Genomic DNA, 10,914 nt, shown 5'->3' on the forward strand with positions numbered 1-10,914 from the left:
GTGCGCGACCTCAAGCAGCTCGTGAAGGCGTACGACGTCCGAGGCGTCGTCCCGGACCAGTGGGACGAGAGCCTCTCCCGGGCCTTCGGAGCCGCCTTCGTGCAGGTCACCGGCGCGTCCGCGATCGTGGTCGGCCACGACATGCGCCCCTCCTCCCCGTCGCTCAGCCGGGCCTTCGCCGAGGGCGCCGCGGCCTACGGCGCCGACGTGGTCGAGATCGGCCTCTGCTCGACCGACCAGCTCTACTACGCCAGCGGCAAGCTCGACCTGCCCGGCGCGATGTTCACCGCCAGCCACAACCCGGCCCAGTACAACGGCATCAAGCTCTGCCGGGCCGGCGCCGCCCCGGTCGGCCAGGACACCGGCCTGGCCGAGATCCGCGAGCTGGTCGAGTCCTGGACCGCCGAGGACGACACCGTCACCGTCCCGGCCAAGGACGTCGAGCCCGGCGTGCTCTCCGAGCAGGAGACCCTGCGCGGCTACGCCGACCACCTGCTGGGCCTGGTCGACCTCACCGCGATCCGCCCGCTCAAGGTCGCGGTGGACGCCGGCAACGGCATGGGCGGCCACACCGTGCCGACCGTCTTCGACGGCCTGCCGATCGAGCTCGTCCCGATGTACTTCGAGCTGGACGGCACCTTCCCCAACCACGAGGCCAACCCGCTCGACCCGAAGAACCTGGTCGACCTGCAGGCCAAGGTCCGCGAGGTCGGCGCCGACATCGGCCTGGCCTTCGACGGCGACGCCGACCGCTGCTTCGTCGTCGACGAGCGCGGCGAGCCGGTCTCCCCGTCCGCCATCACCGCCCTGGTCGCCGTCCGCGAGATCGCCCGCGCCAAGGCCGCCGGCGAGGCCGAGCCGACCGTCATCCACAACCTGATCACCTCCTGGACCGTCCCCGAGGTGGTCCGCGAGCTCGGCGCCACCCCGGTGCGCACCCGGGTCGGCCACTCCTTCATCAAGCAGGAGATGGCCGTCACCGACGCCGTCTTCGGCGGCGAGCACTCCGCGCACTACTACTTCCGCGACTTCTGGCGCGCCGACACCGGCATGCTGGCCGCGCTGCACGTGCTGGCCGCGCTCGGCGGGCAGCAGGGCACGCTCTCCGCGCTGACCGCCGAGTACGACCGCTACGCGGCCTCCGGCGAGATCAACAGCACCGTCGCCGACCAGGCCGACCGCTCGGCCGCCGTCCGTGCCGCCTACGCCGGCCTGGAGGGCACCACCGTGGACGAGCTGGACGGCCTCACCGTGGCCGGCCCGGACTGGTGGTTCAACCTGCGCGCCTCCAACACCGAGCCGCTGCTGCGCCTCAACGTCGAGGCCAAGGACCCGGCGAAGATGGCCGAGCTGCGCGACGGCGTGCTCGCCATCGTCCGCGGCTGACCGAGCGCCGCTGAGCGAAGCGCGCCTGGCAACAGGCCCCAGTGCCCCGGCCGGTAGGGTTGCCTATCGGCCGGGGCACCTCCGTGCCACCCCCGAACTTTGGAGAGCCCCATGAAGCTCGAATCCTTCCTGCTGGAGATCCTGGTCTGCCCGCAGTGCCGGGCCGCGCTCGCCGAGGGCGGCACCGAGGAGCAGCCCGAGCTGGTCTGTACCGGCGCGGACTGCGGCCTCGCGTACCCGGTCCGGGACGGCATTCCGGTCCTCCTGGTGGACGAGGCCCGCCGCCCGGCCTGATCCTGGGAAGCCCCCACCCGCGCCCGCCGCCCACAGGACAGCCGGAGGCCCGCCGCATGCTCGACGACACCCTGCTCGACGACCCGGCCGCCCTCCAGCGCGCCGACCGCGACCGCGCCCTGCTGGCCCTGGCCGGCGCCGGCGCCCGGGTCCGCACCGCGCTGCGGCAGGCCGACGCGGCCGGCCTCGACCGGCTGCGCCCGGACGGCCGCCCGCGCGCCGTCCTGGTCGCCGGACACGGCAGCGCGCTGACGGCGGGAGAGATCCTGGCCGCGCTGGCCGGGTCCGCCAGCCTGGTCACCCCGCTGCCGCCGACCGAGGCCGCCGCCCCGCGCACCGACCGGACCGGCGCACCGCCCGCCTTCACCGCCGGACTCGGCTGGCAGCTGCCCGGCTGGGCCGGCCCGCTCGACCTGCTGGTGATCAGCTCCGCCGACGGCGGCGAGCAGGGCCTGATCAGCCTCGCCGAGCAGGCGTACGCGCGCGGCTGCGCCCTCGTCGTCACCGCTCCGGCGGGCAGCCCGCTGGCCGAGGCCGCGCTCCAGGTGCGCGCGCTGCCGCTGCCGTACACGGCCTCGGTGCTGCCCGACGAGGGTCTGCCGGCCGTGCCGGCCGCCGAGCCGGACCTCCCGGCCGAGGACCCGGCCGCGCTCTGGTCCCACCTGACCCCGATGCTGGCGCTCGCCCAGAAGCTCGGCCTCACCCAGCTGCCGTACGACGCCCTGTCGAGCGTCGCCGACCTGCTGGACGCCGCCGCCGTGCGCTGCCGCCCGGACGCCGCCGCGTACACCAACCCGGCGAAGGGGCTGGCCGCCCGGCTGGCCGGGACCGTCCCGCTGCTGTGGACCGAGGGCCCGATCGCCGGGGCGGCCGCCGCCCGGTTCGCCGCCCAGCTGGCCGACCGGGCCGGGCGTCCGGCGCTGGCCGGGCCGCTGCCGCAGGTGCTCACCGCCCACCGCGGCATGTTCACCGGCCAGTTGGGCGCGGGCGCGGACCCGGACGACTTCTTCCGCGACCGGGTCGAGGAGCCCGACCCGCTGCACCTGCAGGTCCTGCTGCTGCGGCACGTCCCCGGCACCGGTTCGCCGGAGGAGCCGGAGGGCCCGGCCGAGGTGCCGGAGGACGACGTGCGCCCGCGCAGCTTCGGCGTCAGCCGCGCGCACCGGTTGGCCGCCGCCCACGACGTCCGGCTGACCGAGTACGCGAGCACCCTGGCGGACCCGCTGCTCGCGCTGGCCGACCTGATCGCGCTGACCGACTTCGCCGCCGTCTACCTGGGGCTCGCCGCCGCGCAGTCCTGAGCCCGCTGCCGCTAAGTTGGCGGCATGAGTACTGAGGGTGGGACGAGGGCACTGGTCGCGGCGCTGTCCGCGAACCTGGCGATCGCGGTGGCCAAGTTCACCGCCTTCGGCTTCACCGGCTCCTCCTCGATGCTGGCCGAGGGCGTGCACTCGGTGGCCGACTCCGGCAACCAGGTGCTGCTGCTGGTCGGCGGCAGGCGAGCGCGCCGGGCCGCGGACGAGGAGCACCCGTTCGGGTACGGCCGCGAGCGTTACGTGTACGGCTTCCTGGTGGCCATCGTGCTGTTCACCGTCGGCGGCCTGTTCGCGATCTACGAGGGCTGGCACAAGGTCAGCCACCCGGAGGCGCTGGACTCCTGGGGATGGGCGGTCGGCGTGCTGGTCTTCGCCATCGCGATGGAGGGCTGGTCCTTCCTCACCGCGATGCGCGAGTCCGCCAAGGCCAAGGGCCGTCAGGGCTGGGTGCAGTTCATCCGCACCGCCAAGGCGCCGGAGCTGCCGGTGGTGCTGCTGGAGGACACCGGCGCGCTGATCGGCCTGGTGCTCGCGCTGTTCGGCGTCTCGCTCACCGTGATCACCGGCAACGGCGTCTGGGACGGCGTCGGCACCCTGTGCATCGGCGCGCTGCTGGTGGTGATCGCCGTGGTGCTCGCTCTGGAGACCAAGTCGCTGCTGCTCGGCGAGTCCGCCGACAAGGAGTCGGTGCGGCGGATCCGCGCCGCGCTGGTGGACGGCGAGGCGGTCACCGGGGTGATCCACATGCGCACCCTGCACCTCGGCCCGGAGGAGTTGCTGATCGCCGCCAAGGTCTCCGTCAACGCGCAGGACAGCGCGGCCCGGGTGGCGCAGGCGATCGACGCGGCCGAGGAGCGGGTCCGCGCCGCCGTCCCGATCGCCCGGGCGATCTACCTGGAGCCGGACGTCTACAGCGCCGAGAAGGCCGCCGCGGGTGAGGACCCGGCCGCCACCCCGGGCGGGCCCGGGCCCGGCGCGGCGCACTGACGGACCGTCCCGGCCCCGGCTGGTGTCCGGGTCGAGCGGCGGTCGGATCCGCGGCCTAAATCGGTCATCGGCGGACGGCCGGTGGGGCCGCCGGTGTAGATTCGTCACCAGAGCCAGAACGTCGCTGCTGATGGCGGTCGATCGGCGGTCCGTGCCCGTAGGGTGTGCGCCGGTCGAGGGAGAGAGGTCCTCCGACGGTTTGTGCTGCGCAGCAGGGAGTCGGCCCGCCACCACGGGATCCGGCGGCCCCGGCGTAGCCGTGCGTCCGTACGGCCCGCCATGCGCGACACATCCGGACCATGGCCGTGCCCCACCCCATCAGCGAGGAGCAGACGCATGTCGACCGACATCACCGGTGACTTCAAGGTCGCCGACCTTTCCCTGGCGCCGTTCGGCCGCAAGGAGATCCAGCTGGCCGAGCACGAGATGCCCGGCCTGATGGCGATCCGCGCCGAGTACGCCGAGTCGCAGCCGCTGGCCGGCGCCCGGATCACCGGCTCGCTGCACATGACCATCCAGACCGCCGTGCTGATCGAGACCCTGACGGCGCTCGGCGCCGAGGTCCGCTGGTGCTCCTGCAACATCTTCTCCACCCAGGACCACGCGGCCGCCGCCATCGCCGTCGGCCCGGAGGGCACCCCGGAGAACCCGCAGGGCGTGCCGGTCTTCGCCTGGAAGGGCGAGACCCTGGAGGAGTACTGGTGGTGCACCGAGCAGGCGCTGACCTGGCCTGACGGCCAGACCCCGAACATGATCCTGGACGACGGCGGCGACGCCACCCTGCTGATCCACAAGGGTGTCGAGTTCGAGAAGGCCGGCGCCGCCCCGGACCCGTCCACCGCGGACAACGACGAGTTCCGGATCATCCTGGAGCTGCTCAACCGCACCCTCAAGGACACCCCGAACAAGTGGACCGAGGTCGCCTCCACCATCAAGGGCGTGACCGAGGAGACCACCACCGGTGTCCACCGCCTGTACGAGATGCACCGTGACGGCAAGCTGCTGTTCCCGGCGATCAACGTCAACGACTCGGTCACCAAGTCGAAGTTCGACAACAAGTACGGCTGCCGCCACTCGCTCATCGACGGCATCAACCGCGCCACCGACGTCCTGATCGGCGGAAAGGTCGCGGTCGTCTGCGGCTACGGCGACGTCGGCAAGGGCTGCGCCGAGTCGCTGCGCGGCCAGGGCGCCCGCGTCATCGTCACCGAGATCGACCCGATCTGCGCGCTCCAGGCGGCGATGGACGGCTACCAGGTCGCCACCCTGGACGACGTCGTCGAGACGGCCGACATCTTCATCACCACCACCGGCAACAAGGACATCATCCTGGCCTCCCACATGGAGCGGATGAAGCACCAGGCCATCGTCGGCAACATCGGCCACTTCGACAACGAGATCGACATGGCCGGCCTGGCGCAGCTGCCGGGTGTCGTGAAGACCGAGGTCAAGCCGCAGGTCCACGAGTGGCGCAAGGCCGACGGCCGCACCATCATCGTCCTCTCCGAGGGCCGCCTGCTGAACCTGGGCAACGCGACCGGCCACCCGTCCTTCGTGATGTCCAACTCCTTCGCGAACCAGACGATCGCCCAGATCGAGCTGTTCACGAAGACCGAGCAGTACCCGATCGGCGTCTACGTGCTGCCGAAGCACCTGGACGAGAAGGTCGCCCGCCTGCACCTGGACGCGCTGGGCGTGAAGCTGACCACCCTGACCCAGGAGCAGGCCGACTACATCGGCGTCCCGGTCGAGGGCCCGTACAAGCCGGAGCAGTACCGCTACTGATGCGGTGAGCCGCCGCTGACGCGGTGACAGGCGAACGCCGGTGGCCGGCACCCCCCCCGTGGGTGCCGGCCACCGGCGCGTTCGGCGCGTGTCGGTCAGTCGTCAGGTCGTCCCGCCGTCCGGTCGTTCAGCGGACGAACACGTCGGTGGTCCAGTCGCGCTCGTTCACGCCGATCGGCTCGGTGCGCGAGAGCAGCCCGGACAGCCCGCCGATCTGCTCCAGGGCCTGCGGCGTGCCCTGGGGCGCTTCGGCGCAGATCCACACCCCGTTCCGGGACTCGCAGGTCGGGGCGGGGGTGGGGTGCGGGGTCGGCATCGTGCCGGGTTCGTCCGTGTCCGGCCGCAGTTCGAGGGTGACGGTCTTTCCCTGGACCTGGAATTTCAGGTAGAGGTTCCAGGCTCCCCGGCCGCCCGGGTCCGGGCGGGAGAGCTGCACCGTGTCGGGTGTGCCGAACCCCTCGGGCAGGCCGGTGAACTGGACCGGCAGCGGGACGTCCCGGTGTCCGTACTTGACGCCGTTGGCCACCTTGAGGAGCACGTCGCGACTGGTCTGCTCCGGGGTGCCGTTGCTCGCGCTGAGCTCCGCCCAGCGGCCCGAGGGGGTCAGCCAGCGCAGCGACCACGTCTGCGTCCCGCTCGGCAGGGTCGTCCAGTAGGCCGTCCGCCCGTCGATCGGGGGGGCGTCCTCCCGCTTGAGGTGCATTTCGTACGGGAACGCCTGGTAATCGATCGGCGGCTCGACTCCGGCCGGGTAGAGCTGGAGGTTCAGGCGCGGGATGCTCCGGCCGGTGTCCTTGGACGCGGAGTAGACGCCCTTGGCCTGGATCTCGCGGTCGATCCGGCCCGGCTGGTCCACCCAGTCGGGCAGCCAGCCGTAGGAGATCTCGGTGCTGAGCGGGTCCGCGGCGGCTCCGGTGGCGGTCGACGTCGGAGTCGGGGTCGGCGTCGCCGTCGCGGTGACCGCCGGGAGGATCTGCACCGCCGGTGCCGTGTTGCCGGGCTTCGTCAGCATCGTGGCCGTGAGGGCGGCGGCCGCCACGACGGCCACCGCGCCGGCCGTGGCCCGGTACCGGCGGTGCAGGCGGGCCCGTCCGCGGGTGATGGACGCGGTGATGTCGAAGGCCGCGGGCGGGGCCGGCTCGTCGGCTAGGGCCGACAGGGCGGCGGTCAGCTCATGGTGATCGGTGGCGGTCATGACGTCCTCTCTGCGAGGGCCGGGACGAGAACGAGGCTGCGACGGAGGGTGTCCAGGGCGCGCGCGCTCTGGCTCTTCACGTTGCCGGAGGAGCAGTTCAGCGCCTCGGCCGCCTGATCGATCGACAGATCGCAGTAGTACCGGAGCACGACCGTCGCGCGCTGGCGCGGCGGGAGCGCCGCCAGGGCCTTTCGCAGGTCGAGCGAGACGTCCAGGTCGATGCTCGCGGCCGCGATGTCCGGGTCGGTGCCGGTCCGTACCGTGCGGCGCCACCAGGAGGTGCGCTGCTCGGCGAGGAAGGTGTTCACCAGCGTCCGGCGGGCGTAGCCGTCCACGTTCTGCGCGCGGCTCGCCTTCGCCCAGTGCACGTACAGCTTGGTGATGGTCTCCTGCACCAGGTCGTCGGCCCGGTGCCAGTCCCCGCACAGCAGATAGGCGACCTTCCGCAGCCAGCCGCTCCGGGAGGCCACGTACTCCGTGAACTCCGCGTCGCGTGTCTGCTTCGCCATCCGCACCCCCTCTCGTCGTGGCGGCGGCGCCTCTCCTGCGCCGTCCACCCCACTAATGCGCGGAGCTCCGGAGAATGTTGCATGCGGGCTCGGACGTAGGCTTTCGGGCATGCCCAACGGTCGGTACTCGCTCCACGACACCCATGACCACGTGCTGCTCGGCGAGGAGCGCTTCAGCTGCGCGCCCGGGGCGGCCGGGTGGCGGTACGTCTCCAAGACCTACGCGCCGGACGGCCGGGTGATCGGCAGCGTGGACCTCACGCTGGACTCGCGCGCCCGGCCGCTGCGGATGGAGCTGCGGGCCGGCGGCTGGCAGGTGCGCGGCGGCGCGGTGGACGGGGTGGCCTGGGTCCGTACCGACGCGGCGGACCCGGGTGGCGCCTCGGCGGTGGAGGGGCACGACCGGGCACACGGCTTCACCGGGCGCTCGCCGGGCTTCCTGGTCGCCACCGCCCGGATGCTGCGGCTGCGGGAGGGGGCGAGCGCGCGGGTGCGGCTGGTGGCGTTCACCGAGCCGGTGCTGGCGCCGCGGACCTTCGACCAGGGGTGGCTGCTGGAGGGCGTCGACACCCATGAGACGGACTCCGGGCCGCTGCGCGTCGAGCGGTACCAGGTGGCTGACCTGGAGACGGGGGAGCAGCAGGTCGTGCACCTGGCGGGTGACGTGGTGCTGGCGGCGGAGGGGATCGAGCTGGAGGAGCTGGCGTCGCCGCCGAACGCCTGGCCGGTGGGGGAGTAGCGGGTGGGGGAGTAGCCGGTGGGGGAGCAGCCGGTGGGCGAGTAGGGCGCGGCCGGGCTCAGGCGGGCGGGGCGAAGCCGGTGTCGGGGGCGGGCTTGTCGAAGGACGGAGCTGTGGGGGGCAGGGGTGCTGCCGAGGCCGGCACGGGGGCGGTCGGCGCCAGGGTGGGCGCGGGCGTTCCGAGGACACGGTGGGGCCGGCCGCCGACCGGGGCCGCCGGTGCTGCCGGCGTCGCCGGGGTCGTCGGTCGCAGGGCGGGCGGCTGCGCGGCCGCCTGTGCCGCGAACTGCTGCTGGGCGCGCAGCCACTCCCGGCGCTGGCGCTCGGTGAGCACCGCGCCCAGGTAGGCGACCGGGTGCAGCCCCGGCGGTATCGGGTGGCCGGTCCGGGCGGACAGGTCCCCGGCCAGCCCGACGGCCATCCGCAGTGCGACGGACTGATCCAACTGTCCTATCCGGCCGAGCAGTTGGCGGATCGCGAGCCAGAGCGGCTCGGGTACCGCGGACAGGTCCATCGCGACCAGCTCGCGACCCATGTCGTGGAGCAGCTGCGGGTGCACCGGGGGCAGCGGGTTGGTCGGCCCGCCCGCACCCGGGGTGCGCTCGCGGACGACCACCGTCCCGGCGAAGATGTCGCCGAGCCGCTTGCCGTCCGAGTTCACCGCCGAGGTGATCACGGCGGCGGCGCCGGTGGTCACGATCAGTTCGATGAAACCGACCAGCCCGCGCACCAGCGAGTGCCGGAACCGGACCGGGCCGCCGTCGGTGCGCACCACCCGCAGGCCGAGCGCGGCCTTGCCGAGCGAGCGCCCGTGGGTGAGGGTCTCGATCATCACCGGCAGACCGACCAGGAAGAACACCATCAGGCCGAGCAACGAGGCCGCCGCGGCGGCGCCGTCGAGGTCGATCAGGGTGACGCTCAGTACCAGCGAGACGATGAACAGGGCGGCGAACTGGACGAGCAGGTCGAGCACGATCGCCAGCGCCCTGCTCGGAAGCTTCGCCGTCTGCAGGTCGAGGACGACCGCCTCACCCGTCACCAGGTCGCTCAAGACACCTGTCCGTTCACGCTCGTGCGGGGAAGAGGGGAGTTCGAATGGATCGGCCCCCACGACCCGCTCTCCACAGTCCGATCCGCAGCCGCCAACATACGGCGCCCGGTGGGCGCACGGGAAGTGAGATCCCGACGGCCGTGGTGGCGGCGGCTCCTGGCATGCTGGGCCGCACGTGTCCGTACGTACCTGCCCGACCGCGTACGCGCGCCACGCGCCCACCGCAGACCATGGAGCCGCCGAATGGACCTGGACGTCTTCGTCGCCACCCACCAGGGGGAGTGGGCCCGGCTGGACGCCCTCGCCCGTCGGCGCCGGCTCAACGGCGAGGAGGCCGACGAGCTGGTGGGGCTGTACCAGCGCGTCACCGGCCACCTGGCCAAGGTCCAGGCCGCAGCGCCGGATCCCGCCGTGGTCAGCCGGTTGACCGGTCTGGTGTCGCGGGCCCGCAGCGCGGTGACCGGCGCCCGGACCAACGGTTGGCAGGACGTCGCCCGCTACTACACGGTGAGCTTCCCGGCCGCGCTGTACCGCGCCCGCCGCTGGTGGGTGCCGGTGGCGGTCGTGTCGATGATCGCCACCGCACTGCTCGCCTGGTGGATGGCGACCCACCCGGAGGTCCGCAACAGCCTCATCGCCCCCGACGAGCTGCGGGAGTTGACCCGCCCCGGCGGCCAGTACGAGGCGTACTACTCGGACCGGCCGGCCAGCTCCTTCGCGGCGCAGGTCTGGACGAACAACGCCTGGATCGCCGTGCAGTGCCTGCTGTACGGAATCGCGCTGGGCATTCCGGTCCTGTGGGTGATGTGGAGCAACGTGGTCAACCTCGGCATCGGGGTCGGACTGATGGCCTCCGCCGGCCGGCTCGACACCTTCCTCGGTCTGCTCATTCCGCACGGCCTGCTGGAGCTGACCGCGGTCTTCGTGGCCGGTGGCCTCGGCCTGCGTCTCGGCTGGACCGTCATCGACCCCGGCCCGCGCACCCGTACCGTGGCGCTGGCGGAACAGGGCCGCTCGATCATCGGGATGTCGATGGGCCTGGCGACCGTACTGGCGGTCTCCGGTGTCCTCGAAGCCTTCGTGACCCCGTCCGGTCTGCCCACGTGGGCGCGCATCTCCATCGGCGTGCTGGCCGAGGCGGCCTTCCTCCTGTACGCCCTGGTGTTGGGCCGAAAGGCTGCCGAGGGCGGAGAGTCCGGTGACGTGGATGCCTCCGATCGGGCGGACCTGCAGCCCGTCGCGGCCTGAGCCGGCGTGATCAACAGGCCGCTGACCTGCTACTCTTCTCGCATCCCAACCAAACCATTGACGTGGCGAGGGCGGGCTAGTAGGTTTGAACGGTTGGGACTGACTGGACAACGGTCGGGCCCGGGCGTTAGTGTCTACGACACCGCCGAAATCGAGGCGAGCGCGTTTCACGAAATGCGCGCCCTCCGATGAAGCAAATCCAGCGGACTGAGCACACCGAAAGCTTTGATAAGCTTCGGAGCGAAGTTTGAAGGAAATCCCGCCAGCGGGAATTCAGAGAAAACGAAGCCGGTAAGAACGGCCGAGAAGATCTGATAAGCTGGAAACACGAAAGAACGAAGCGCCCGGAGGGCCCGCTGGAAGGCGGTCCGAAGGAAGCGTCCGTTCCTTGAGAACTCAACAGC

11 protein-coding genes are annotated in these 10,914 nt (G+C 72.3%); 7 read left to right on the forward strand and 4 right to left on the reverse strand.

Features of this window, described 5'->3' with window-relative positions; genetic code table 11:
• The 5 genes from ACFVWU_RS30160 to ahcY all read left to right on the forward strand — a co-directional run bounded on the left by ACFVWU_RS30160 (position 1) and on the right by ahcY (position 5,768).
• Positions 1-1,386: a phosphomannomutase/phosphoglucomutase gene (locus ACFVWU_RS30160; RefSeq protein ID WP_387626852.1), complete on the forward strand. Its 1,386-nt coding sequence runs from the start codon at positions 1-3 to the stop codon at positions 1,384-1,386.
• 111 nt (positions 1,387-1,497) lie between these two features.
• Positions 1,498-1,680, forward strand: coding sequence for a Trm112 family protein (locus ACFVWU_RS30165; RefSeq protein ID WP_097237660.1), 183 nt, complete (start codon positions 1,498-1,500; stop codon positions 1,678-1,680).
• Positions 1,681-1,736: 56 nt separating this feature from the next.
• Entirely contained in the window at positions 1,737-2,981 is a 1,245-nt protein-coding gene (locus ACFVWU_RS30170) for an SIS domain-containing protein (RefSeq protein ID WP_387626855.1), read from the forward strand.
• Positions 2,982-3,005: 24 nt separating this feature from the next.
• Positions 3,006-3,983, forward strand: a complete 978-nt coding sequence (locus ACFVWU_RS30175) for a cation diffusion facilitator family transporter (protein WP_387626858.1) — start codon at positions 3,006-3,008, stop codon at positions 3,981-3,983.
• A 336-nt stretch (positions 3,984-4,319) separates the two neighbouring features.
• Complete coding sequence (ahcY, locus tag ACFVWU_RS30180) at positions 4,320-5,768, forward strand: adenosylhomocysteinase (protein WP_387626860.1); 1,449 nt, start codon at positions 4,320-4,322, stop codon at positions 5,766-5,768.
• Between the two features lie 127 nt (positions 5,769-5,895).
• On the opposite strand, the gene ACFVWU_RS30185 is transcribed toward ahcY, so the two are convergent.
• Both ACFVWU_RS30185 and ACFVWU_RS30190 read right to left on the reverse strand, forming a co-directional pair.
• The gene (locus ACFVWU_RS30185) at positions 5,896-6,963 is read right to left on the reverse strand and encodes a hypothetical protein (RefSeq protein ID WP_387626863.1); all 1,068 of its coding nucleotides are present in this window, start codon (positions 6,961-6,963) and stop codon (positions 5,896-5,898) included.
• Positions 6,960-7,472, reverse strand: coding sequence for a SigE family RNA polymerase sigma factor (locus tag ACFVWU_RS30190; protein WP_387626865.1), 513 nt, complete (start codon positions 7,470-7,472; stop codon positions 6,960-6,962). The genes ACFVWU_RS30185 and ACFVWU_RS30190 overlap by 4 nt, the downstream gene beginning before the upstream one ends.
• A 109-nt stretch (positions 7,473-7,581) precedes the next feature.
• Here ACFVWU_RS30190 and ACFVWU_RS30195 point away from each other — a divergent pair, with 109 nt between their 5' ends.
• On the forward strand, positions 7,582-8,211 hold the full coding sequence (locus ACFVWU_RS30195; RefSeq protein ID WP_387626868.1) for a hypothetical protein: 630 nt from the start codon (positions 7,582-7,584) through the stop codon (positions 8,209-8,211).
• Between the two features lie 58 nt (positions 8,212-8,269).
• On the opposite strand, the gene ACFVWU_RS30200 is transcribed toward ACFVWU_RS30195, so the two are convergent.
• Positions 8,270-9,262 (reverse strand): RDD family protein, encoded by a 993-nt coding sequence (locus ACFVWU_RS30200; protein ID WP_387626870.1) that lies wholly within the window; start codon positions 9,260-9,262, stop codon positions 8,270-8,272.
• A 243-nt stretch (positions 9,263-9,505) separates the two neighbouring features.
• Here ACFVWU_RS30200 and ACFVWU_RS30205 point away from each other — a divergent pair, with 243 nt between their 5' ends.
• A complete protein-coding gene (locus ACFVWU_RS30205) occupies positions 9,506-10,510 on the forward strand; it encodes a stage II sporulation protein M (RefSeq protein WP_387626871.1) in 1,005 nt (334 codons plus the stop codon).
• A gap of 167 nt (positions 10,511-10,677) precedes the next feature.
• On the opposite strand, the gene ACFVWU_RS30210 is transcribed toward ACFVWU_RS30205, so the two are convergent.
• Positions 10,678-10,914, reverse strand: a 237-nt coding sequence (locus tag ACFVWU_RS30210) for a hypothetical protein (protein WP_387626873.1), incomplete at its 5' end; no start/stop codon positions are given.

This window comes from Kitasatospora sp. NPDC058190 (assembly GCF_042883685.1).
Lineage (GTDB): Bacteria > Actinomycetota > Actinomycetes > Streptomycetales > Streptomycetaceae > Kitasatospora.

What these genes read in the sequence shown, in the direction of transcription:
- ACFVWU_RS30165 (WP_097237660.1), top strand. Translation starts at nt 1,498, where the DNA reads ATGAAGCTCGAATCCTTCCTGCTGGAGATCCTGGTCTGCCCGCAGTGC.
- ACFVWU_RS30170 (WP_387626855.1), top strand. Translation starts at nt 1,737, where the DNA reads ATGCTCGACGACACCCTGCTCGACGACCCGGCCGCCCTCCAGCGCGCC.
- ACFVWU_RS30175 (WP_387626858.1), top strand. Translation starts at nt 3,006, where the DNA reads ATGAGTACTGAGGGTGGGACGAGGGCACTGGTCGCGGCGCTGTCCGCG.
- ahcY (WP_387626860.1), top strand. Translation starts at nt 4,320, where the DNA reads ATGTCGACCGACATCACCGGTGACTTCAAGGTCGCCGACCTTTCCCTG.
- ACFVWU_RS30185 (WP_387626863.1), bottom strand. Translation starts at nt 6,963, where the DNA reads ATGACCGCCACCGATCACCATGAGCTGACCGCCGCCCTGTCGGCCCTA.
- ACFVWU_RS30190 (WP_387626865.1), bottom strand. Translation starts at nt 7,472, where the DNA reads ATGGCGAAGCAGACACGCGACGCGGAGTTCACGGAGTACGTGGCCTCC.
- ACFVWU_RS30195 (WP_387626868.1), top strand. Translation starts at nt 7,582, where the DNA reads ATGCCCAACGGTCGGTACTCGCTCCACGACACCCATGACCACGTGCTG.
- ACFVWU_RS30205 (WP_387626871.1), top strand. Translation starts at nt 9,506, where the DNA reads ATGGACCTGGACGTCTTCGTCGCCACCCACCAGGGGGAGTGGGCCCGG.